Source organism: Halodesulfovibrio marinisediminis DSM 17456, from assembly GCF_900129975.1.
GTDB lineage: Bacteria > Desulfobacterota > Desulfovibrionia > Desulfovibrionales > Desulfovibrionaceae > Halodesulfovibrio > Halodesulfovibrio marinisediminis.
Genome location: NZ_FSRG01000006.1, coordinates 339,620 through 362,227, shown reverse-complemented (window position 1 = coordinate 362,227; position 22,608 = coordinate 339,620). Strand labels below are relative to the sequence as shown.

At 45.3% G+C, this 22,608-nt stretch carries 19 protein-coding genes, 1 tRNA gene and 1 pseudogene; 8 read left to right on the top strand and 13 right to left on the bottom strand.

Annotated features, from left to right (window positions below; genetic code table 11):
- Positions 1 to 49 precede the first annotated feature (49 nt).
- Complete coding sequence (locus BUR09_RS12910; protein WP_074217360.1) at positions 50 to 454, bottom strand: VOC family protein; 405 nt, start codon at positions 452 to 454, stop codon at positions 50 to 52.
- A gap of 334 nt (positions 455 to 788) precedes the next feature.
- Between BUR09_RS12910 and BUR09_RS12905 the strand changes: the two genes are divergently transcribed.
- From BUR09_RS12905 to BUR09_RS12885, 5 genes are all read left to right on the top strand, one after another.
- Positions 789 to 1,274, top strand: coding sequence for a DUF1269 domain-containing protein (locus BUR09_RS12905; RefSeq protein ID WP_074217359.1), 486 nt, complete (start codon positions 789 to 791; stop codon positions 1,272 to 1,274).
- Between the two features lie 394 nt (positions 1,275 to 1,668).
- Positions 1,669 to 2,271 carry a cytochrome P460 family protein gene (locus BUR09_RS12900; protein ID WP_084539483.1) on the top strand — a complete coding sequence of 201 codons (603 nt, stop codon included), beginning with the start codon at positions 1,669 to 1,671 and terminating at the stop codon, positions 2,269 to 2,271.
- Between the two features lie 244 nt (positions 2,272 to 2,515).
- Positions 2,516 to 3,850, top strand: coding sequence for a PAS domain-containing sensor histidine kinase (locus BUR09_RS12895; RefSeq protein WP_175566031.1), 1,335 nt, complete (start codon positions 2,516 to 2,518; stop codon positions 3,848 to 3,850).
- A complete protein-coding gene (locus BUR09_RS12890; protein ID WP_074217357.1) occupies positions 3,843 to 4,493 on the top strand; it encodes a response regulator in 651 nt (216 codons plus the stop codon). Before BUR09_RS12895 ends, BUR09_RS12890 begins: the two co-directional genes overlap by 8 nt.
- 158 nt (positions 4,494 to 4,651) lie before the next feature.
- Positions 4,652 to 6,376: an aldehyde ferredoxin oxidoreductase family protein gene (locus BUR09_RS12885; RefSeq protein ID WP_074217356.1), complete on the top strand. Its 1,725-nt coding sequence runs from the start codon at positions 4,652 to 4,654 to the stop codon at positions 6,374 to 6,376.
- A 150-nt stretch (positions 6,377 to 6,526) separates the two neighbouring features.
- Here BUR09_RS12885 and BUR09_RS12880 read toward each other — a convergent pair whose 3' ends face one another.
- Positions 6,527 to 7,927 carry a glutamate decarboxylase gene (locus tag BUR09_RS12880; RefSeq protein WP_074217355.1) on the bottom strand — a complete coding sequence of 467 codons (1,401 nt, stop codon included), beginning with the start codon at positions 7,925 to 7,927 and terminating at the stop codon, positions 6,527 to 6,529.
- Between the two features lie 162 nt (positions 7,928 to 8,089).
- On the opposite strand from BUR09_RS12880, the gene BUR09_RS12875 reads away from it, so the two are divergent.
- The gene (locus BUR09_RS12875) at positions 8,090 to 8,371 is read left to right on the top strand and encodes a hypothetical protein (RefSeq protein WP_139296842.1); all 282 of its coding nucleotides are present in this window, start codon (positions 8,090 to 8,092) and stop codon (positions 8,369 to 8,371) included.
- Between the two features lie 296 nt (positions 8,372 to 8,667).
- Here the strand turns inward: BUR09_RS12875 and BUR09_RS12870 are convergent, their stop codons facing one another.
- The 5 genes from BUR09_RS12870 to BUR09_RS12850 all read right to left on the bottom strand — a co-directional run bounded on the left by BUR09_RS12870 (position 8,668) and on the right by BUR09_RS12850 (position 14,345).
- Entirely contained in the window at positions 8,668 to 8,964 is a 297-nt protein-coding gene (locus tag BUR09_RS12870) for a hypothetical protein (RefSeq protein ID WP_074217353.1), read from the bottom strand.
- A 372-nt stretch (positions 8,965 to 9,336) separates the two neighbouring features.
- Positions 9,337 to 9,552 (bottom strand): hypothetical protein, encoded by a 216-nt coding sequence (locus BUR09_RS12865; protein ID WP_074217352.1) that lies wholly within the window; start codon positions 9,550 to 9,552, stop codon positions 9,337 to 9,339.
- A 138-nt stretch (positions 9,553 to 9,690) separates the two neighbouring features.
- Complete coding sequence (locus tag BUR09_RS12860; protein WP_074217351.1) at positions 9,691 to 10,914, bottom strand: nickel pincer cofactor-dependent isomerase, group 22; 1,224 nt, start codon at positions 10,912 to 10,914, stop codon at positions 9,691 to 9,693.
- 10 nt (positions 10,915 to 10,924) lie between these two features.
- Entirely contained in the window at positions 10,925 to 13,018 is a 2,094-nt protein-coding gene (locus BUR09_RS12855) for a TRAP transporter permease (protein WP_074217350.1), read from the bottom strand.
- Positions 13,019 to 13,346: 328 nt separating this feature from the next.
- Positions 13,347 to 14,345, bottom strand: coding sequence for a TAXI family TRAP transporter solute-binding subunit (locus BUR09_RS12850; RefSeq protein ID WP_074217349.1), 999 nt, complete (start codon positions 14,343 to 14,345; stop codon positions 13,347 to 13,349).
- Positions 14,346 to 14,589: 244 nt separating this feature from the next.
- Between BUR09_RS12850 and BUR09_RS12845 the strand changes: the two genes are divergently transcribed.
- Complete coding sequence (locus BUR09_RS12845) at positions 14,590 to 15,270, top strand: GntR family transcriptional regulator (RefSeq protein WP_074217348.1); 681 nt, start codon at positions 14,590 to 14,592, stop codon at positions 15,268 to 15,270.
- A gap of 135 nt (positions 15,271 to 15,405) precedes the next feature.
- Here BUR09_RS12845 and BUR09_RS12840 read toward each other — a convergent pair whose 3' ends face one another.
- Complete coding sequence (locus tag BUR09_RS12840) at positions 15,406 to 15,756, bottom strand: hypothetical protein (RefSeq protein ID WP_074217347.1); 351 nt, start codon at positions 15,754 to 15,756, stop codon at positions 15,406 to 15,408.
- A 356-nt stretch (positions 15,757 to 16,112) separates the two neighbouring features.
- Between BUR09_RS12840 and BUR09_RS12835 the strand changes: the two genes are divergently transcribed.
- Positions 16,113 to 16,188, top strand: a tRNA-Thr gene (locus BUR09_RS12835).
- A 761-nt stretch (positions 16,189 to 16,949) separates the two neighbouring features.
- Here the strand turns inward: BUR09_RS12835 and BUR09_RS12830 are convergent.
- The 5 genes and pseudogenes from BUR09_RS12830 to BUR09_RS12805 all read right to left on the bottom strand — a co-directional run bounded on the left by BUR09_RS12830 (position 16,950) and on the right by BUR09_RS12805 (position 22,561).
- Positions 16,950 to 17,987 carry an alpha/beta hydrolase gene (locus tag BUR09_RS12830; RefSeq protein WP_084539482.1) on the bottom strand — a complete coding sequence of 346 codons (1,038 nt, stop codon included), beginning with the start codon at positions 17,985 to 17,987 and terminating at the stop codon, positions 16,950 to 16,952.
- 348 nt (positions 17,988 to 18,335) lie between these two features.
- Positions 18,336 to 18,899, bottom strand: coding sequence for a DNA/RNA non-specific endonuclease (locus BUR09_RS12825; RefSeq protein ID WP_074217346.1), 564 nt, complete (start codon positions 18,897 to 18,899; stop codon positions 18,336 to 18,338).
- A gap of 41 nt (positions 18,900 to 18,940) precedes the next feature.
- A pseudogene (locus tag BUR09_RS12820) lies at positions 18,941 to 20,124 on the bottom strand (IS3 family transposase).
- Between the two features lie 390 nt (positions 20,125 to 20,514).
- The gene (locus BUR09_RS12810) at positions 20,515 to 21,534 is read right to left on the bottom strand and encodes an XdhC family aldehyde oxidoreductase maturation factor (RefSeq protein ID WP_074217343.1); all 1,020 of its coding nucleotides are present in this window, start codon (positions 21,532 to 21,534) and stop codon (positions 20,515 to 20,517) included.
- Between the two features lies 1 nt (position 21,535).
- Positions 21,536 to 22,561: a molybdopterin-binding protein gene (locus tag BUR09_RS12805; protein WP_074217342.1), complete on the bottom strand. Its 1,026-nt coding sequence runs from the start codon at positions 22,559 to 22,561 to the stop codon at positions 21,536 to 21,538.
- Positions 22,562 to 22,608: the final 47 nt, after the last annotated feature.

Genomic DNA, 22,608 nt, shown 5'->3' with positions numbered 1-22,608 from the left:
AGCCCATACACCAGGGTGGGTGTATGGGCTTTGTAGTTGTGTGATGCGATTATGATGGATTCACTGCATGGACTGGTTTGCAAAACTCAACAAGGTGTCCGCTAGGGTCTTTAACCATGGCTGATTCAAAGTTCCACGGTTTAACTTCCGGTGGCGTTATGGTACTTGCACCGTTTTCAAGCGCTTTTTGGTAGGCCTCAGAGACATTTTCGACATTAAAACCTATTTGCATACCTAGTGCTTCTTTGTCTGGGTGTGCCTTTTGGTAGCCTTGAGGGACAAGTTGTGTTGCGAGTTCGTGGTGGGAAAAAGCAAGAACAGTGTTTCCGGTTTCCATTTCTGCGTACATGCCGCTTTCGTGTTTGAACCGAAGGGTGAGGCCGAGCACGTTCTCGTAGAACGCGATTGCTTCTGGAATGTCATCTACATACAGAGTCACATATCCTAACTTCATTATTCTTTCCTCCCGAAAGTAGTCCGCATTGGTTGTGGTAAGGGTCGGATTGGTATTTGTTTCTTTTGTTATCCTAATATATTCAGCAAGAAAAGAGGGTGAGAGCAAATTTGCCTGCTGCCTTGTGTTGAAAAAGGGGAGTGAAGCTACAGGGACTGCGGATTTGTTCAAAGAAACTTTTTTTCAAAATAATAAGTTACTGTGAGATGATAGGTCCTAGACCTGCTGGTGACAGGGGAATTCTGAATTTATTTGATGTGAGTTATCATAACCCTACAGGCTGTGCTCAGGGTATGCTGAACGATGTCAATTTAAACTGATATGGAGGTTCAGCATGGCCGATTTAGTGGTGATTGCCTATGATTCGGAGCAGCGTGCTGCAGAAGTTCGTGCAGAGCTGTTAAAGATGGCTGGCGAATACCTAGTAGATATTGAAGATGCTGCGATTGCAATTCATAAACAGAATGGCAAAGTGAAGTTGCAGCAAATACATGATTTGACGGCCGCAGGTGCCATTGGTGGCAGTTTCTGGGGAGTGCTGATTGGTCTTTTGGTACTGCATCCCTTGCTTGGATTGGTAGTAGGGGCCGGAGCCGGTGCAGCTGCGGGGGCATTCAGTGATGTAGGGATTAACGATAACTTTATGAAAGAGCTTGGTGGAAAGTTGACTCCGGGAACCTCTGCCTTGTTTGTTTTGAGTTCTAAAATGACCTCTGAGCGTGTTCTTGAGCGGTTGAAAAATAGTGGAGGGCACGTAATGCAGACTTCACTTTCACATGAAGATGAAGAACGACTGCGTAAAGCCATTGGCGATAAATAGTCGAATTGGAGTGCGGTTATGATGATTTCTATGTCCTTCGTAGCAGGCTTGTTTGTGTTGTCCGGTATCGTGGCTGGTTTTAGAAAAACTAAGATGGCTCGGCAGGGATGCCGCTTACCGCGTCGGCGTAAATAAATTTTACTCCTGTTCCGCGTCAGGTCGGTACAGCTTATTGAGAAGCTCAAAAGGAAGGCAGGTATCCGTGTAGGTGGATACCTGTTTTCTTCAGTTAGGCAAGGGTGGTGGATTTTCTACCGGAGTTAACTGCATAGAACAAAAGAATAAATCAGCAGAGTAATCAGTATACAGCCATATATACTTGAGACGATTTTGCGGGGGGACGATACTTCAAAAAGGTAATAAGAAAAGTATCTTGTATGAAAGGAGTATCTCTGTGGCAGAGTCCGTGCAGAATATACGACGAGTTGTATGGCTTATGTTCTTTGCTGTTTTGTTTGCGTGTCCGGCAATGGCGGTATCTATTCCGTCTGGCGGTATTTCTTCTTTTGAAGAGTGGGAGAAGGCTTTTAACAAGTGGGATAGTGGGCGAGCAGAGTGGAAGCAGCCACGAATGGCACCGAACAAGCTGCCGTTTCCTGTTGATTATCGCGACTGGCGGGTGCTGAGCGTCTCCCATCATGAGGATCAGGAGTCTATTCGGGTTATTTTGGGGAATGATGTGGCGATTCGCGCTGCTCGTGAGAAGAGGTTTACTCCGTGGCCGGAAGGGGCCATGCTGATTAAAGTGCTATGGCGCCAGCGTAGATTACCTACGTGGAAAGAATCATGGGTTCCTGCGGAAATTCTTGGGGTCGGTATTATGTACAAAGATAGGGAGCAGTTTGCTGACACTCTTGGTTGGGGGTTTTCGCTTTGGCAGTCAGAACATTTTGAATTACCGGAAGATTTTAATACAGATGTGCAGGGCTGTGTACAGTGCCATTCTCCGTTAAAGGACAGTGACTATGTGTTTACGGTTCCTGCTATTTTTCCTTAGCGTTTTGTTACCGACCCACATTAAAATATAAGACGCAGAATTAAATTTTTGCCTAAATACTGACTAAGTAAAAAAGAGTAGAGGATAGCAGAGAGTTGCGGCAACAAATATGTTTGTCCTTCTCTGAGAGTCTCTGCTCTTTTTTTTGTTGCTGATTCACGGTATGAATTAGGAACTGTGTAGTTCCTGTATATGCGTGATTGCTGCGTGGTATATGGTGCACGGTGAGAGGGAGAATTCCAAATTGCCAAATATTCTTAAAAATAGTGTAGTTGTAGACGCTCTTTGTCTATCCGGTATTGCTCTATGTATGGCTGTGGCGGGGGCGGTTTACTTTTTTAATGTTGAACTGAGTAGGCAGGGGCTGCTTGTGCTCTTGTGCGGTGTACCGATTGTCATTCTGAGCCTTGTTGCCTTTGTGTATCGTAAGCAGCAGAAAGAGATAGTTGAGAACAAGACAGCATTGTTGATTGAATTGGCAGATACCAAACTTCAGGTCCGTATTCTGCAACGCAGTGAAACGTTAATGCAGTCTATTTTTAATGCCTCACAGAATGTGTATTATGTTTTTGATGAATTTTGCGTGTGTCAGAATGTTATTACATCCCGTGAAGATTTATTAAGATGTTGTCATCCTGTAGAACCTACGGGGAAAAAACTGGCCGAGCTTTTTGATGAAAAAATGTCGAACACGATACGCCGTGCTTTGTTGAAAAGCCTTGATTGCAAGCGACTACAGATTCTTGAATATTGTGTGGAGCATGCAGGTAAAGAATACTGGTTGGAAGGGCGTGCCCTTGCTCTGCCACAGCACGGTTGTGGCCCTCGAAAAATAGTGTGGGTTGCACGTGATATCACTGAAGAGAAGCGCAACCGCGAGGCTGTACGCGTGTTATCGACACGCCTTGCACTGTCTGAAGAACAGCAGCGTCGTAAGATTGCGGTCGAATTACATGACAGTCTTGGTCAGATTTTAGCAATCGTTAAAATGCGCCTCAACTTGCTACGTCGATATTTGTCAGAAGGTGACGAGCTTGCATTGCTGGATTCCAGTATGGAACAGCTCGGGAGTGGTATTGAACTGACACGAACCCTTGTGTGGGAGCTAAGCCCCCCTACATTGTATGCTTTGGGTCTTGTTTCTGCTGTGGAGTGGCTTGGTGAGAAGTACGCCAAGGAACACGATATTGAGTTTATTGTTGAAGATGATCTACAGTGCTGCATATGGGGTAGTGACTTCAAGATCATTATGTTCCGTATTGTTCGTGAACTTATGGCAAATGTAGTTAAACATTCCGGCGCGTCTTCATGTACAATTGAATTTTATAACCGTTCAGACGGTGTTGTTATTACCGTACATGATAATGGGAAGGGGTTTCCCGATAGGACAGCAGGAGGGGGCTTCAGAAAAGGTTTTGGTCTGCTGACCATTCAAGAGTCAGTCCGTCATCTTGGAGGAGATGTAACGTTCACCACTAATTCTGTTGGCGGCAACGTTCTTATATTTATTCCATTCAAACAAGCTGCGCCCGCTCTTAATGTAGAAATGAGTGCAGCAACAGGAACATACGATGGATAAAACTATCCGTGTTGTCATTGCGGATGACCATAAGGTTTTTTTAGAAGGTCTTTGCTCTTTAGTTAAAGACGAAAAGGACATTGAAATTGTCGGAAAGGCCAGTAACGGAGTAGAGCTGCTGGAGCTGGTTGCCGAATTGCGTCCTGATGTTGTTATCTCTGATATCAGCATGCCGGACATGAACGGTATTGCGGCTGCGCAGAAAATTACTCAGGAATTCCCTGATACGCGTATCATCGCATTGTCGATGCATAAGGACACACAGTTCGTGCGGGAAATCCTTAAGACAAATGCATATGGTTTCTTGTTAAAAGATTGTTGTTTTGATGAACTAGCACATGCTGTGAGGTCTGCAATGAAAGGCGAAATATGTCTTAGCCAGCCTCTCAGGGACTCCGTAGTCATGGACTACATAGGAACATTGCGTAAACCTCAGGATGAGGACGTCACACTTTCCGCAAGAGAAAGTGAAGTGCTTAAATTAATTGCAGAAGGCAACAGCACCAAAGAAGTTGCAGAGCAGTTGTGCATTAGTGTTAAAACAGTAGAAACGCACCGAAGTAAGATTATGCAAAAAACGAAATATACAAGTGTGGCAGAGCTCACAAAGTACGCTATTCGTTGTGGATTGACGACTGTTTAAGCACTCAATCAATATTAAGTGAAATGAATGTGTTAGGGGAATGCCTTAGTGGTTTTCCGCCTTTCCCTGATTGAGAGAATCTTTGATTCGACTTACTTCTATATATCTATCGTGGATTTATACACCGGTGAAAACCGGAGCAATACAAGGAGTTGAAAATGAGAATTCTCAGAATCAATACTCGTACTCAAGAGTATGCGTTTGAAGAGTTGGGTGAGTATGCAAGTCTTGGTGGTCGTGCATTAACTTCCCGCGTTGTAAACAAAGAAGTACCTGCTGATTGTCATGCACTTTCCGCAGAAAACAAGCTTGTTTTTGCTTCCGGTGTGCTTGCTTGCACCAACGCTGCTAACTCTGGCCGTGTTTCTGTAGGCGCTAAGTCTCCACTTACCGGTGGTATTAAAGAAAGTAACTCTGGTGGCCAGTTTGCTAACCAGATGGGTAAAATGGAACTTCAGGCAATTATCCTCGAAGATAAGCCGGAAGACGATGCAGATTTTACAAACATCTTTATTTCCAAAGACGAAGTAAAATTCTCTTCTGCTAGCAACATCGTTGGTATGCACAACTACCCGGCACAGGAAAAACTGCAGGAAGAGTTTGGTAAAAAAGCAGTTACCTGTCTTTGTGGTCCTGCTGGTGAACATTGCATGCAGGCAGCAACCATTCAGTTCTCCGACCCTGAAGGTCTCCCTACCCGTTCAGCTGGTCGTGGTGGTATGGGTGCTGTTCTTGGTTCCAAGAAAGTTAAATCCATCATCCTTGACCCTGAAGTTAAGGGCAAAGCTGTTATGGGTGATGAAGAAGGCTTCAAAGCAGCCCGTAAAGAATGGACTGACATTCTTCGCAGCCACCCAGTAACCAGTCAGGGTCTTCCTGCATACGGTACCGCTATCCTCGTTAACATCATTAACGAAGCTGGTGCGTTGCCAACCAAAAACTTCCGTGACGGTCGTTTTGAAAATGCTAGTAAGATTTCCGGCGAAACCATGGCAGACACCATCACCAAACGTGAAGGTAAAGTTTCCCACGGTTGTCACACCGGTTGTATCATCCAGTGTTCTCAGGTTTACAACGATAAGAATGGCAAAATGCTCACCACTGGTTTTGAATATGAAACCATCTGGGGCTTTGGCGCACATCTTCTTATCGATGACCTCGATCTCATCGCTACAATGGACCGTACCTGTGACGAAATCGGTATGGACACCATCGAAATGGCAAGCGCACTTGCAATGGCAATGGAAGGCGGCCTGATCGCATGGGGTGATGGCCCTGCAGCGCTTGAGTTCCTCAGAAAAGTTGGTACCGGCGATCCTGTAGGCCGTATCCTTGGTAACGGCGCAGGCTTTACCGCAGCAGCATTCGGTGTTGACCGTATTCCGACTGTTAAAAACCAGGCTATGCCAGCATACGACCCACGCGCAGTAAAAGGTGTAGGTGTTACCTACGCAACTACTCCAATGGGTGCTGACCACACTGCCGGTTACGCAGTATGTCAGAACGTACTCAAATGCGGTGGCGATGTTGATGGTCACGACAAAGAAGGCAACGTTGAAGTTTCTAAAAACCTTCAGATTGCAACCGCTGCTGTTGACTCCCTTGGTCTCTGTCTCTTCGTAGCGTTCGCAGTTCTTGATGACGAACGTGGTGTGCCATGTATGGCAAAACTCGTTTCCGGTCTCCTTGGTTCCGAATACTCCGTTGATGACGTAGTAAACCTCGGTGTTGGTGCGCTTCAGGATGAGCTCGATTTTAACCGTCGCGCTGGCTTCACCGATAAAGATGATCAGCTTCCACGTTGGTTCACTGAAGAAGCTCTCCCACCACATAACGTGAAATGGGACTTCTCCAACGAAGAACTTCAGAAAGCTAAAGTTTAATAGCTGGCTGATACTATACGATAATTACAAAACGCCGGAGGTAACTCCGGCGTTTTTTTGTTTCCTTTTGCCCCCAGCCGCCTGAGGTAAAAAAGTGTCGCAGACTCGCCGAAGGCATTTTGATGGCAAGCGCCGTCGGAGACAAACAAGTTACGAGTGATTAAACGACTTGCGTTCCTTGTCGGGACCGCACGGTGGACTTTCCATTAATTCATCTATGACTTCTTTGAAATCTTTGAGCAGAAGGTGGAGCATATCCACGGTAGTGCCATGCCGGACAACGATACGTTGAACGACAATGTCTTCGCAGTCAGGTGGTAGAGTGTATGTGGGGATGAGCCAGCCACGTTGACGCAGTTCGTCAGAAAGCTGGTAGAGACTGAAAGGAGCCTTTGCATTGTCTTTGAATTTCCAGCAAACAAGCGGAAGCCCTTTGGAACTGTCGTTGATAAATTCGAAGAGACCGAATTTTTTAAGGCCTTCTGTGAAGAATCTTGCGGCATCGTACGATGCTCCCTGCACTTTCATGTATCCTTCGAATCCGAGACGGAGAAGATTGTAGTACTGGGCAATGACTTCACCACCGGGGCGGGAGAAGTTGAGAGCGAAGGTTGGCATTTGCCCACCAAGATAGTTTACGCGGAAGATGAGATCTTCCGGTAGGTCTTTTTCAGATGCCCAGATGACCCAGCCGCAGCCGAGGGGAGAAAGTCCGAACTTGTGACCGGATGAGTTGATTGATTTAACGCGCGAGAGGCGGAAATCCCATTTTATTTCTGGATGCATGAATGGGGCGACGAATCCGCCACTGGCTGCATCAATGTGCATGGGGATATCGAGCCCTGTGTCTTGCTGAAGTTTGTCGAGGGCTGCGTGCACTTCTTCGATTGGCTCGTAATGTCCAGTGAAGGTTGTACCAAGGGTTTGGACGACGCCTATGGTATTTTCGTCGCAGTGCGCAAGTACGTCTTCAGGCGATGACATGTAGCTGCCTTTATGCATGGGGAGTTCGCGTAGCTCTATTTCCCAATAGCGTGCGAACTTATGCCAGCAGACCTGCACCGGCCCGCAAACAAGGTTGGGTTTGTCGTATGGTTTTCCTGCCGCTTTTTGACGTGCCTTCCAGTTCCATTTAAGCGCCATACCACCAAGCATGGCAGCTTCGCTTGAACCGGTGGTGGAACAGCCAATGGCTGGTGAATGATCTTTAGCGGCGGGATCAGTAACTTCTTTAGCATTCCAAAGATTGGAGAGCATGGAGACACAGCGCGATTCAATATTAGCTGTTTGCGGGTACTCATCTTTGTCGATCATATTCTTGTCGATACATTCGTGCATAAGCTCGTGCACTTCTCGTTCGAGCCATGTGGAACAGAACGTTGCCATGTTCTGGCGCGAATTGCCGTCAAGAAGCAGTTCATCATGGATCATTTGATAGACCGCTTCGGGGTTACGCTCTTTGCGGGAAATGCGGTGTACGTTTAAGGGCTTTGTCATAGCCTCGACTGTGAAGAGATCATCAATAGTCGTTTTATGATTATGAAGGGGCATATGTTCCTCTCTGCGCTTGTGAATGTATTTGGTTAATTAATACAATAAAATAGTTACGTAGTGAGGAAAGTATAACTTGCTATTGTAGCGGGACAAAAAGGCAGCACAATCTATGAAAGATTGTGCTGCCGTTTTTGACCGCACTGTGAGTATCAAGCAAATTTGTTATTTATTGATACTAGGTATTGCACTGTTATCTGCGATAACGGTGATGATACCTATGGTGACGAGAACGTTGATATTTGTGGTGACGAGAACGATGATACTTGTGGTGACGAGGACGATGGTATCTGTGATGACGAGGACGGTGATACCGGTGGGGCTTGTGATACCTGTGATGATGGCGGTACTCATAGTTATCAATGTAGATGGTGTTCCTGTGCGGGTAATAATATCCGCTGGAAACTGTGGTCTTACATCCCGCCAAAGCGCCAACAAACATAATGCTAACAATCAGTAGCATAACTTTTTTAGGCATGTGTCTCTCCTTGGTAGCGCAGCTTGTTAGGGCCTTTGAGGGTGTTTAAACTGCGCTGCTGCTAAGTGTGTCTCGTTATGTTATAGCAAAGGGAGAGAGGTTAGTTTGAGTATTATCGTCATCAGCGTATCTCACGGGATACGCTGATGATGGGAACTTTCTCAAATTGTTGCCGAATGGTTTAATAGGAAAATTCAAGAGAAAACAATCAGCGCAGATTGAATACATGAATGGCTGGATGTTGGGGAGCTAGATGTCCGTATTAAGGCATATGGGGCATCTCTGGCATCTTAGGCATTGAAGGCATATGTATTTCTGGTATCTTTGGTGGTTTTGCCCAGTCAGGAGTTCCCCAATACGGACAGGAATTATGGTGATGGTGATGATGACCGTGGATGTCGAAATAGAAATTGGCGTTTACCTCGCACGGAGGTGCCCAGGCTGGTGGTGGGGTATAGTAATCGTTGTCGCCATAGTCATCGGCCATTGACGCTGTGCATGCAGAGAGCATGGCAAACAGCATAGCGTAGCCAATAAATAGCATAAGATTTCGAAGCATGTGTCTCTCCTTGGCAGCGCTACTACTGCGATGCGCTGCTGCTAAGTGTGTCTTGCTCAATTATAGCAGGAGGAGAAAACTTAGTTTGAGTATTATTGCCATCAGCGCATCTGGTGAAATGCGCTGATGGCGAAAACTTGATCGAATTATTGAAAAATTCTGTGCTTGCTAAATTGGGGAGAATGGGAGCGGGTAAGTGTAAGAGTTAGTCAGCTAACGTTAAGTCGTCGAGAATATACCTGTGTCGCCAGAAAAGTTGAGTGAAAGCGTGCGAAGATGGCATTGCAGATACTGTTGGTTGCTTGTGTGCCTGAGAGGTGTGCTTGTATTCATATTATTCGGTTATAATGAATAAATAGGCTGCACTGGAAGTTATCTGCGGTGATGGTGGTGATGGCTATGATGATGACTATGGTGGCCGTGGTGATGGTGGTGATGATGGTGGTGGTCTTCAAAGTAGAAATTATACTCCCCACCGTAAGGAACGTACCAAGAAGGATCGTAGCCGCCATATGCTGTAGTTTTGCATCCTGCTAATGAGGCAAGCAGCATGATGCAGCCACCCAGTAAAATAATCTTTCGAAGCATGTGTCTCTCCTTGGCAGCGCTATTTGCTGGGATGCGCTGCTGCTAGGTGTGTCTTGCACAATTATAGCAGTAGGAGAGAACTTAGTTTGAGTATTATTGCCTTCAGCGCATTCGCTTAAATGCGCTGAAGGCGGGATCTTACGCGAATTGTTGTAAAATGTCGGTGTCGTCAAATGCAAGTTTATGCGAACGTGTATGGTGTACAGCGGCACCAGCTGAGGCAAGGTCTTCGAGGACAGCTTCTGTAGCCCAGAAGTGCTGTAGCGAAAGAGTGTTTGTAATGCGAACTGCCCGAATGTTCTCCGGAGATTTTGCCAGTGCCGCGTCGATTACTGCTTTATCTGTTGGAAGGGTAATCGGTAGGCGTCCGCTAGCCCATACTCCTGTCGTTAGTGAGTTTGCATAGGTTGCGGCGGTGTCTATAGAATCTGCAAGGCGTTGCGGGATGAGGTCTGCCATGCCAATGCCATGTGCGTTTCCTTGTGACTGTGGTGTGAGATTCAGCACAACAAGCGTTTTGTATTCCGGCTTGCGTTCGCCAGCCATGCGACGCCATGCACCAATGACGTTTGTATCCATACCGGTCCCGCTGATGTTTTTGCCCATTTCATCAATAATAAGCAGGTCAAGGGTATCAACAGGAATGCGCGGTAGAATGGCGGATGATATAGCCAGTAACGAAGAATCAGTCTTAACGACTTCTTCTGTTGTGCAGAGCTTAAGGCTATGTAGTTTTTCTACAGCATTTTCTACAACTGCAAGACCTGCAAGAAGGTTGATATGCTCTAGAATACGCAGGGCAGCAGGCTTGATTACCTTTTCCAGTGGGAAGTTGTGGAGGTTGTCTGCACCGCGTGGTTTACCAAGACCGATTGCCAGCATCTTACAGAGGCCAGACTCCACTTCTCCATGGAAAAGAGTGTGTGGTTTTACTCGGTTCATAACAAAGACATAGTCTGCTTCCAGAGCGTCTTTAGCCACAAACACTTCAGGTCCTTCATCCAGAACACCAAGGCTTACAGTTTCAATAGATGAAACAATAGGACAGCCTGCTGATTCTTCCGTAATCCCCAGTTTAGCAAGAATTGCGGTTTGACCTTCAGCGGTTGAACCTCCGTGTGATCCCATGGAAGGGATAATGAAAGGACGTAGGCCAAGCGCGGTGAGGTTGCGTACAACAGCTTGCAGCAGCGGCACGATGCGATCGATTCCACGGGAGCCGACTGTAATGCCGACGCGTGCATTTTGTTTTAGTGCAGAGCTGTCAAAAGAAGCAAAGACCGCATCCACGGTCTTTGCAATATTATCAATTTGAGATGTCTCAAACGTTTGTTCAACGTCATAAAAGAGAGGGTATGTCATAGTATTCCTGCTAAGCTGCTTCGGTCAGTGCGGATTCTTCCAGCTGTTCATCCATATCGAATGCACTGGTATATTTAAGTAATGCTGTAAGGGTAGCAAAGATGCCAACTCCAATCCAGCATTGAAGCTCAGGCAGGATGTAAAGCAGGATGGCAGTGCCACCAAATGCAATGCGCAGAAGCGGGTGCAATTTGCGAATATATACTCCCTCTAGTGAGACCGCAGTACAGAACAGTGCCAGCAGAATGATGCCGATAGTTAATACTGTCTGCCAGAGAGGACCGAGGAATAGGATTGCCGGTTCATACACGAACATAATTGGGATAATGAACAGACCACTTGCCAGTTTAAACGCATGAATACCTGTCTGGAACGGGTCAGACTTAGCGATTCCTGCAGCTGTGTATGCAGCAAGACAAACCGGTGGGGTTACGTTTGCAGACTGTGAGTACCAGAAGATAAGCAGATGCGCTGCAAGCAGGAAGATAGTCGCATGCTCTGTAGGAACCTGCGTATTAATTATGGCAAACAACGCTCCGGCAGCCGTCGGGTCAGAGATCATATCCAGACTCAATCCCATAGATTCAACGAACTGTGGGTTAACAGCCATTACATAGCGGAGTTTAATCAGGTTTACCAAGAATGGCGCGCTTAATGTGGCGAGAATGATGTAGGATGCTGTCACAGGTAGGCCCATGCCCAGAATAAGGGAAGCTACGCCAACCAACCCAATAGTTACAAGCAAGCTGGAACCTGCAACTGTTGAGATGAGCATGGAGAATTTTACTCCAAGGCTAACCAGCAACACAATGCCGATAACAACACCGGAACACAGCAGAATAATAGCTGTAGCTACCATATTTTTTCCGCCTAGAGCCAGTGCATCAACAATGTCCATTAAACCCATACGGTGGTTTTTGGTCATCCAGCTTGCACCGACAATCGCGGCAATAGCACAACAAGCTGCGAATGTAGGGGTGTAGCCGATGCTCATCAGTGTGATCAGTACACCGATAGGTATAAAGAACGGCCAGCCTTCTTTAAGCACATCAAAGAAACGTGGAATATCCTCTTCCGCAGTTGGCTGTAAGCCTTCGCTACGTGCTCTGGAATGAACAAAAAAGATAACGCTCACGAAGTACAGAATTGCCGGAATGAATGAGATGGCAACAATCTTCAGGTATGAAATTTGAGTCCATTGCGCCATAACAAAAGCACCTGCACCCATAATAGGCGGCATAATCTGACCGCCTGTACTTGCGGCAGCTTCTACAGCCGCAGCAAACTTAGGGCTGAAGCCGGTACGTTTCATCATTGGAATAGTAATGGAACCAGTGCTCACGGTGTTTGCAACTGCGCTACCGGAAACAGAGCCCATTAACCCGCTGGAGAATACAGCCATCTTTGCAGGACCGCCAACACTGCGACCTACAACGGAAATTGCCAGTTTGATGATGAAGTCACCAGCACCGGATTTTACGAGGAATGAGCCAAACAGTACGAACAAAAATACGTATGATGCTGAAATGGTAGCGATGCTGCCGAAGATTCCATCCGGTGCAAAGTACATACGGTACAGCACGCGAGAAATGGTAACACCGGGGAAGTTCCAGTTGCCAGAAAGGAACTGTCCCCAGTACAGGGCGTAGCTTAAGAAGAAGACGGCAAGCAAAGGAATAATTTTGCCGGCTGCGCGGCGCGCAATCTCCAACATAAGCAACAGAGTCAGCCCTGCGAAAAATATATCGAGTTCAATCATCTGCTCGTTGCGGGCGTGCAATGCGTCTTCAAAAAAGACCAGATATAATCCACAGATGATGCTCAGCACCGCAAGAAACCAGTCAACGTATGGCTTTTTATCAAGACTCTTGGCGCTGAACGGGTAAATCATAAAAGCAAGCGGAACAAAGAAGGCGAAGTGCAGCGCGTTCCTATGGATCTCCGGCATGAGCCAGACTGTATTTGTGAGTATGTGGAATACGCTTGCAACAATGCATAGACAGTAAAAAACAACAGCAGGGCGACCTGTCAGCTCACGTGTGCTGACCATCACCTCACCGGAGTCTTCTGTTGCCTTGACTCCTTTCTTTCTAAACAATCCCATATCAGAACCTTATTTTATAACTTTTAGCTGTGTGGTTTTTTGTTGGATTTCTTGCCTCTCCCAGACTCTTTCCTAAACTTATGTTAGCGAGAAAGAACGTTATTAACACTTTTCGCGGCTTATGCTTCACTGCTTTTCTCAGGGTAAGTTAGCTTGTTGGGCCAAGCGGTTCTCGGTGGGAAAGGTAGTGGTGCATAAGCCACGAGGTTAAGAACATAACATATTGGTCTTGCAGGTAAAATTTTTAGGAGAGTCCAGAGAAGCCCTTTTTCAAAAGGGTTCTCTGGCCGTCGGAGGCTCTTAAAAGACCAACCGGACGCATTGGAGATTACTTAGCGATCAAACGCTCTGGAATTTCAATACCAACTTCACGGTAGTATTTTGCGGCACCAGGATGCAGTGCTACAGGCAGACCGTTAAGTGCGTTCTGAACGCTCATATTTTTGGTCGCAGAATGGATTGTACCGAGGAAGTTGAGGTTCTCGTAAATAGTTTTGGTAACTTTGTAGACAACTTCATCTGGAAGGTCTGCACGTACTGCTAAGAAGTTAGGCTGAGCAATTGTACGGATTTCTTTTTCCTGTCCAGGGTATGTGTTTGCTGGGATTAAGTAGCGGTACCAGATAGGGAATTCCTTCTGGATTTGTGCGAGCTGCTCGTCGGAAAAGTCGAGAACGGTAGCTTTGCCGTGGCTCATAGCAAAGAGCTGAGTGATAGCTGCTGCTGGAACACCCGCAGGGATGTTTGCTCCAGCGATGCGGTTATCAAGCATAGCCTGTGTGGAAGGTGTGTAGCCGAGGAACTCGAGTTTTAAGCTGTTTGGATCGATACCGAGCACGTCGAGGAGTGCACGACCGGAACCTTCGGTGCCGCTTCCGCGTTTGCCAATGGAAAAACGTTCGCTAAGTCCGGAAAGGTCAGCTACTGTACCTGTCTTCACGTATTTATTCATTAACGCAAAGTGTTCAACGTTAGGCCACAGCATGGTAACGGAACGGAAGGAGTCTACAGGTTTGCCTTTGTAGAAACCTTTACCGCGGGATGCTTGGAGTCCGAAAAGGGACTGGAGAATAGCAAAATGTGCTTCTTTGTTATTAAGCATTTCGATGTTTTCACCGGAACCTGCAGAGTTGATTGCAGTTGCGGTAATGCCATCTTTTTTAGCAAGTTTTAAGCTTATGAGAGTACCAATGCCAACCCCTACAGGGTAGTAGGTGCCACCTGTAGTGGCTGTTGCAATAATGAGGCGTTTATTATTTTGAGCCATAGCAGGAATGCTCATGGTTATTAACGCAGCAATGATGATGAGAGAACAAATCTTACGCACGGTCACACTCCTTTTTCACAGTAAAAATCACGAAACAACACATTGTTGGAAAATGAATGTCAGAGCTTGACAAGATTGTCAACAATCTTGTTATATAGATTGTTGTTAATCTATTGTGCGATAAATAGACATAGAATGTCATATATTTTACTCAGCATCTTCCCTTTTGTGGAAAGTTGAGTATTATCCAGACCGCCTTTTTAAGGGTGCTTATTCTAAAAGATAGTAATGGTAGGAAATTGGTATGAAGGATTCTTCACCTTGCCAGCAGGTAGCTGATCATTTGGAAGATCTTATTCTTTCGGGACAGCTTTTACCAAGAGAGCGTCTTGGCGAAACTGACATGGCAGAAAGGTTTTCTGTTAAGCGTCACGTTATCCGTGACGCCTTCAAGATACTAGAGAGTAAAGGACTTATCGAAATTAAGCGATATAAGGGCGCACGCGTAGTAAGTCTCTCAATGAAAGAGATCAGCGATGTGTTTGATATCCGTATTAATTTAGAACGGTTCGCTTACAGTCTTGCCTTGAACAATATGCGTGAAGAAGATTTTGCAGAGCTCGAAGCTATTGCACAAAAGTTTATGGACAGCGTGGATTCCAGTATTGAAGAGCTAAGCAGACTGAATACCGCGTTTCACAACATTATATACAAGCGTGCGGATAATATACCGTTGCTTGAAATTATTACAGATCTGCATATTAAGCTCTACATTACGCGATTTGCGGCATGGGATAAGCGTGAGAATATTATCCAATCCGGAGAGGAACATTTTGAGTTTATTGAAGCCCTCAGAAAGAAAGAACTGGATGTGCTGAATGACCTTGCTCGCAGACATATTTACAATTCGAAGATCGCGTATGAAAAGCGTGTTTCAAAAATTACCCCGTTAGCTCTTTGTGAAAAAGAAGTAGGGTTTGAATAAAAAATAGTCGGATATCTTCTTGATATTCGACTTTTCAATTAGCTGATTTTGATATGAGTGAGCTATGAGTAGAAATAAAAAAGGCGACATCTTTTGGATGTCGCCTTTTTGTGTGCTGACTCAATAGGGTGTTATTTATTCTTTAATTGCAGCATCAAGGCTAGGTGATGCCGTAAAAGTAACAGTTTTTTTGCCGTTTACAGTTTGGATAGTAAACTCACCAAGGCCGCCTAAGTCGATTTTTTGTCCATTTTTGAGACCCATAACGATAGCTGCTTTTACCACATCGAATGCGAGGTATGCTTCGTATTCATCGGTAAATTTATCACTCATTGCGGTGGTGAGGTTGTTCACAACGTTTCTTGTGTAACCTGTGATTGGATCGTGTTTAACACGTTCACGAACGGCTTGGATGTCCGGTGCAACAATTTGGCATTCTGGTGTAGAGCAGGACATGCAAACGCCGGGATAATCTTGGTTAGCCATAAAATAATCTCCTTTATCTTATAAAGATGATGCAAGAATACCACGTCCAGTTTGTCCTGGTCTATTTGATAGAGAGTAGATTTTTATTACATAAAAAATCTTTTTTATATTAAGTGAATACGTTTTTGCTGGTTTTATAAGGTGGTTATGTTTGTGGTTTGAATATGTATTGCTTCCATCGAACGTTGCAACGGCGTTAAATTATCTTCGTACTATGGTTGATCTTGAATTATCTTTAGCAGGCAGGCGATGTCAGGTTTAGGTTGAATGCCTGATTGATGTATATCCATTCCAAATATAAAGATATTTCGCTTGACCTCGGTATTCTGTTGCGATAAAAATCACACCGCACATAAGCCAACATAGCTCAGTCGGTAGAGCAACTGATTCGTAATCAGTAGGTCGTCGGTTCAATTCCGATTGTTGGCTCCAGTAAATAAAGGCATTTATGGATTATGTTCGTAAGTGCTTTTTCTTTTTTGGCAAGCTATTGGCAAGTGTGTTTCGAAATGAAATGTGATTGGCAAGTTTGGCAAGTGTGTTTCGAAATGAAATGTGATTGGCAAGTTTGGCAAGTGAGATAGGCAAAAGTGGCAGAGTAGGGGGTGAAGGGCATATTTCACATTTTGTTGACCGCTTTTCAGGTCATGCATTACGAACTGAAGGAGCCAACTACGGACAGGGATATTCTCTCCAGTGCCTATCTGAAGCCATTAAAAAAATCGATTACGATGTGGACGTTAGCAAAATTCTACTATAGCAGCTACACCACCGCCAACAAAGGCCTTCTAAGCCGTCGGCCGAGAGTTCGAATCTTTCCTGGCGCGCCATTTTTCGCAAGTAAACCCGACAAGTTAACAGCTTGTCGGGTTTTTTGTTTTTCTGCGAAATGGGCTTGGGGTCAACTATGTGTCAACTCATTGCAGTTTTAAGTGCTGAGAAATCAGGACAATACAGCCCCCCCAACTATCTGAAAAATTTTCACCTTCCCCTTCAATAAGTACACACACAACAAGCTAAATCTACCTATTTCAAAAAAAGGGGGGGCCGAAATTTTATCCGGCTTCAGTGCTCGTGCACTGGTCGGCTATTTTTTACGGGGGGCATGTATATAACTTATTAATATTATATTACATTTTAAAAATTTTCTTATTCGTCAAAGAATAAATTATTTGACGCGCCAAAGACATCTTTTACAGATGTTGCTTAAGAAACGCATCGATCTTTGCCAAGGCTCTCTTAGATTCTGGAGAACCCGATAATGCGGCTTGAAATACGTGGATCATTCCTTCGTAAAGATCCAACTTCACTGTCTGGCCAGCTGTATCTAGCGCCTGATAATGCCGAATAAAATTGCTTAAAAAAATCTCCTTGGTTCCACCCTGGATCAGAGTTGGGGGAAATCCCTTAGAATAATCGCCATAGACTGGTGATACATACGGATGTTTCTGATCCTTTGGGTTGGCATAAGCATCGGCAGCCTTTTTCAGGTGCTTGTCGTAAAGGTAAGCTGGGTCGGCATGTTTCAGTGTAGCATAGCTGTCTCCTGTCTCGGTGATATCCGACCAAGGGGACCAGAGAACGACTGCAGCAGGCATTTCCATGCCTTGATCACGCATCTTTAACACAGATCCTGCTGCAAGACCGCCGCCTGCAGAATCTCCAAAGATGGCGATGTCCTTCATAGCATAGCCTTGCTCACGTAACGCTTTAAAAACGCTGACAACCTGATCCGTTATCTGTTGCCATTTGGCATTGGGTGCCAGAGTGTAGTCGACAGAGAGTACCCTTAAACCAGTGGCGTCAGCTAGTAAGGCTGCACAGATAAGCGTGGATTCGGCGCTAAAGAAAGTATATGCTCCTCCATGAGTGTAAACAACTGTTTTGTTATTGTTTTTCCAGTCTCTTGGTCTTACGTCCAGAACCGGCACTCCTCCTAACTCTATTTTTCTGACGTCTGGTCGCAAGGCTTCTACTATTGGTTTTTGCCTTTCGAGAGCAAAAGCTTCATGCTTTTCCTGAAGAGCCTTCCATGCTTTGAAGTCGTCGACATCCGGACAGGCTGGCTTGAGACTCGGGTCTTGAAGCGTCCGAAGGATTGCCTGTGATTGCTCCGAAACAGTGGTTGGGATATGCACAAATAGTGTTTTCGTTTCTTTTGCAGAGGCATAGTTCGCAAAAGCAATACACAACACAATGATGACGCAACGTTTAATTATTTTTGCATTCATGACTTCTCCTTCCTTGTTAGTCCAAGACTCCTAATATTCAACTAAGGTGAAGAGAGTTGGCCACCTCGTTATTTAGAATCCGCCTAAACCAGCCTACTGTATTCATTTAATAAATCAAGAGTCGCATTAACATCGTTTCCCGCGAATTCTCACTTTTAGTCGTCCGACTCTCTTCTTCACCATGTTTCACAGTGTTTTTTTGAGGAAAGCGTCTTTTGTCACGCTCGATATATTTGGAAAAATTAAACCAAGTTGTGATCAGTAATGATTTTAATGAGATAATCACGATATTCTGTATGCCGCGCCAGATGATGGAGGAATCGGCTATTTTTTTGACAGGGGGGGGGCTTACTTAGGAAGTCTTCCTCCTGCATCCAAACATTCTTGCAGCGTATTGTATGGTGTGTAGTGCTTTGTACGGCTGTAGTATCTTGAAGAGCTGTCATGACAGATGTGCGAACGGGATAGTTTTACGATGTCATGCGAGGAACTGGAACCAGTTCGCTTCGTGTTGGCTACATTTCGACGTTTGCCGTTCCCCCACTTCCATGCCGCAGTGCTCGTCATTCCCTCTAACATCGCTTCTGGGGCATCATTCATGTCAGCAAAGAAGTCGATCCCCGTCACAGCTTCAATGCGATCTACTGACACAACAAAGTCTGTTAACGGAGCAGACGATTTCTTATTGGGCAACAAGAACGCGATCATCTTATTCCGGTGTGGTGCGAAGATAATTTTGTAGTAGGCATCTGGAACTAACACCTTGTTTTTACCAATGTACTGACTCCCGTTGAGAATTCCACCAGTCACAACAATAACGTCCTCCACACGTGCCCAGTTGCGTACCTGTTCCTCAAGCTCATTCCAAATTCCCCTGTTGAAGCCTGGTCGCTGTGGGCTCATATTCGACATATAGAATGATTTGATCCTACAACAAAAATGTGGACACCAAGTTAAGCCATAAGGTCATACTGTTCATTACGATACTCAAAGGAAGCTGGGGAAAGCCAGCCATTGCTCGAATGTCGCCGCCTTCGATTGCAGTACGCCTCGATATAGTTAAATGAAGCCAATTCGGCTTCATACTTGGTTTTAAATTTTCTGTGACGGATCAGTTGATTTTTGATTGTGTGAAAAAAAGACTCTGCTACTGCGTTGTCCCAGCAGTTCCCTTTCCGGCTCATGCTCTGAATGTAGCCGCGCTTTTTCAAGCACCTGCGGAAATCCTTGCTTGCATACTGTACGCCTCGGTCACTGTGGATAAGAAGACCGGAAGATGGTTTTCGTCGTGCCACAGCCTTCTTTAAAGCATGGATAACGGAATGCCGTTCTAACGAATTACTTAAATCCCACCCAACAACCATTCGGGAATACAGGTCGATGAACACGGTTAGATAATGCCACTTTCGTCCAACCTTGATGTGCGTAATATCTGTGACCCAAGCCATATTGGGAGCTGACGTAGTAAAATTACGATCGAGCAGATTAGGAGCAACAGGCTCAGTATGTGCAGAATCTGTTGTAGGGACAAATTTCTTTGCATACTTACAACGCAGTTCCAACGCTCGCATGTGCCTGGCAACACGAGATTGGCTAACACTCTGGAATAATGGCTCGTCACGCAATTCAGAAGTGAGCATAGGGCTTCCGATCATCCCATTGTGTTCGTTGTATATTGCTAAAATCCGCTTGCGAAGTAGTATATTCTCTCGTTGTCGATGCGACTCTGGACGCTTACGCCACGCATAATATCCGCTCATGGAAATTTGTAGGGTCTGGCACATCTTCTTCATCGGAAACGTAGAGCGGTTTGACTTCACGAACTTGAATCTCATTTCGATGCTCTGCTGAAGATGCCCAAAGCTTTTTTTAAAATATCACGCTCCATTTCAGCATCTTGGAGCCTTTTTCGAAGCTCTTTTATCTCTCGTTGTTCTTCTGATAAAGCCTCTTTTCCACGATCTGAAAATGCGATTTATTTATGTGCTGTCAGCTCCCTACGCCAACGATAGAGTAGATCCTTAGGAATCCCCAAACTCTCTGCTACACCTGCGACAGTTCGGCCTTGTTCATCACAGAGCAGAACAGCATTCTTTTTGAACTCGTCATCATATGATCTACGCTTTCGGATACTCATCTCCATCTCCTCTTTAATTCAGGATAATGGCTTAATTATATGTCCACAAGTTTGTAGCAGGATCAATCTGAATCGCCCCTAGTTTCGTAGACACTTTTGAATTACAGATTTCCTTTTTCAAAAGATACAGAAAAGCTCCACAGGTCATGGTACCTATGGAGCTTTTTTAGCTCATTATGGTAATTTTTGATTTTACGCGTAACATGCTGTCCCTTGTTTTTGACATGTGCCTTTTGAGGGTAAGCTTACGGTTGAATTTTCTTGACGGTAAATATGCCCTTTGCTGGCTATTGCTGTTTGATATTAAAGTATTTTTTATTTGTTACTAGAAGTTGGATGCTGTCTTTATATAGAGGATAAAAGGTACGGGTGAAAGACAAGATACGAGTATTAGGTACGTCCAGAAATTTCACGAGCTTTCTCAGCTTTGTGTGCAATCACCTCTGCAAGGATGCTAATGGCTATTTCTTCCGGAGTTTCAGCACTGATGGAGACTCCAATTGGACAATGAACTCGTTCGAGTGCTTCTTTTGAAAATCCTTTTTTCATAAGGGCCGCGTAGGTTGCAGCGCGTTTCTTTTTGCTTCCGATCATTCCTATGTACGGACTAGAGCATGACAATGCTTGCGCGAGCACGTCTTTATCATGCAAATGTCCGCGAGTCATAATGATGAGGTAATCGGATGTGTTTGGATCGATGGGGAGATTCTGGCTTAATGAAGGAAGTACATGTATTTCACTCGCATCAGGAAAGCGTTCGCTGTTTGCAAATTCTTTTCTGTCGTCTGTGACTTTTACGGTAAATCCGGAAAGCGCTGCAATACGTGCAGTTGCCTGTGCAACATGTCCTGCTCCGATAAAGTGGAGAGTTGTTGGAGCAACAATCGACTCTGTTAAGAAAGTTGATGCAGGCCGTTGTATCACGTGTTGCGGTGGGGACTGCTGCATGTTCTGTTTTGAACAGGCTGAGTTTAATCGGGGACTAACGTCACGTGAAAGAACTTCTCCTTGCGCATTGCGTTCTGTTGTGAAGGAAAAATTTCTACCAGAGTTATAGAGGTGTAGGGCATTTGTAAACAGCGTGATGTTATGTGCTGTAGGCTCAAGATAGTCCATAAATACTGAAAGCTTACCTCCGCAGATCATTCCGGCGCTAGCAGCATCTGTATTGGTGAGGTCAAAGTCTATTACGGTTGATTTTTGGGAATTATAAATAGCAGGTGCATGGTCAGTTACTTGTTTTTCAACAAGTCCGCCGCCGATCGTGCCTTGGGTAGTCCCTTTTGAATGAATAATCATCATTGCACCAGATGATCGTGGGGTAGAACCGGTACTGTGCATTATGGAAGCACGGACTACGGGAGATCCCAGTTCAAGCGAGTTGATGATAGATTGAAAAAGATGCTGCACGCTATGCCCCTTTTCCGAATCCGCACACAGGGTAACGACATTCTGGACAGGCCTCACAGTAGCCTCCGTGACTTAAGGCGACAATGTCATCACGGGTCACGTTAAGCCCTGCAAGGATGCGCGGTACGATGAGGTCAAAAATGCTTGCCTTGTAGTACATGACGCATCCGGGAAGTCCAATGACGGGGATATCACCAAGATGTGCGAGCATGAACATAGCACCTGGGAAGGTCGGAGCACCATAGGTGGTGACTTCAGCGCCGGAAGCCCTTATGGACGCAGGAGTTTGATCGTCAGGGTCTACAGACATGCCACCTGTAAGAACAATAAAATCTGCCCCTTCTTGCACAAAGTCATGAATGGCCTTTACGGTCATTTCCTGAGAATCGGACACAAGGCGTTGTCCGATAATAGTACTTCCGTATTCCTTGAATTTTTCATGAATAACAGGGCCGAATTTGTCTTCGATGCGTCCGTTGTAAACTTCGCTTCCTGTAATAATTAAGCCTACCTTGCGCGGAGCAAGAGGGCGTATTTGAATGAGTGGTTTTTGAGTTTCAAGAATCGCTTCAGCTTTCTTGATAAGTTCATCCTGTACGACAAGCGGAATAACTCTGGTTCCGGCAATACCTCTGCCTTTTTTTACAAGCTGGTTGGTGTGTATCGTGCTGAAAACGACATCCGGCAGGGAGTTGAGTTCAAGGAGCAGGTTAGTATCAATATCCACCAGCCCGTCGTATGCAGCACGGAATGTGATTTTACCCTCAACCGGTGCCGTCAGCTTAATGCCTGTCCCCGCAGCTGAGTGAGCAATACGTGATGCTGCATCATCTTCGTGAATATATCCGTCTTCTGGATCAAATACATAAAGATGTTCTTTACCGATATCCAGCAAAGCAGGAATATCTTCTTCAGTAATAACATGGCCCCTGCGAAAGGCCGCGCCTTTGCTTTCATCAGGAACAATGCGGGTGATGTCATGGCATAGAACCGTGCCGACTGCTTTAGTTACATGGATTGTTTTCATATTGATTCTCTTTTGTCGTATGTCAGGAAATTGCCTTCCTGCACGTT

What these genes read in the sequence shown, in the direction of transcription:
- BUR09_RS12885 (WP_074217356.1), top strand. Translation starts at nt 4,652, where the DNA reads ATGAGAATTCTCAGAATCAATACTCGTACTCAAGAGTATGCGTTTGAA.
- BUR09_RS12865 (WP_074217352.1), bottom strand. Translation starts at nt 9,552, where the DNA reads ATGCTTCGAAAGATTATTTTACTGGGTGGCTGCATCATGCTGCTTGCC.
- BUR09_RS12870 (WP_074217353.1), bottom strand. Translation starts at nt 8,964, where the DNA reads ATGCTTCGAAATCTTATGCTATTTATTGGCTACGCTATGCTGTTTGCC.
- BUR09_RS12880 (WP_074217355.1), bottom strand. Translation starts at nt 7,927, where the DNA reads ATGCCCCTTCATAATCATAAAACGACTATTGATGATCTCTTCACAGTC.
- BUR09_RS12840 (WP_074217347.1), bottom strand. Translation starts at nt 15,756, where the DNA reads ATGGCTAACCAAGATTATCCCGGCGTTTGCATGTCCTGCTCTACACCA.
- BUR09_RS12910 (WP_074217360.1), bottom strand. Translation starts at nt 454, where the DNA reads ATGAAGTTAGGATATGTGACTCTGTATGTAGATGACATTCCAGAAGCA.
- BUR09_RS12805 (WP_074217342.1), bottom strand. Translation starts at nt 22,561, where the DNA reads ATGAAAACAATCCATGTAACTAAAGCAGTCGGCACGGTTCTATGCCAT.
- BUR09_RS12830 (WP_084539482.1), bottom strand. Translation starts at nt 17,987, where the DNA reads ATGAATGCAAAAATAATTAAACGTTGCGTCATCATTGTGTTGTGTATT.
- BUR09_RS12890 (WP_074217357.1), top strand. Translation starts at nt 3,843, where the DNA reads ATGGATAAAACTATCCGTGTTGTCATTGCGGATGACCATAAGGTTTTT.
- BUR09_RS12855 (WP_074217350.1), bottom strand. Translation starts at nt 13,018, where the DNA reads ATGGGATTGTTTAGAAAGAAAGGAGTCAAGGCAACAGAAGACTCCGGT.
- BUR09_RS12860 (WP_074217351.1), bottom strand. Translation starts at nt 10,914, where the DNA reads ATGACATACCCTCTCTTTTATGACGTTGAACAAACGTTTGAGACATCT.
- BUR09_RS12845 (WP_074217348.1), top strand. Translation starts at nt 14,590, where the DNA reads ATGAAGGATTCTTCACCTTGCCAGCAGGTAGCTGATCATTTGGAAGAT.
- BUR09_RS12825 (WP_074217346.1), bottom strand. Translation starts at nt 18,899, where the DNA reads ATGTCGAATATGAGCCCACAGCGACCAGGCTTCAACAGGGGAATTTGG.
- BUR09_RS12905 (WP_074217359.1), top strand. Translation starts at nt 789, where the DNA reads ATGGCCGATTTAGTGGTGATTGCCTATGATTCGGAGCAGCGTGCTGCA.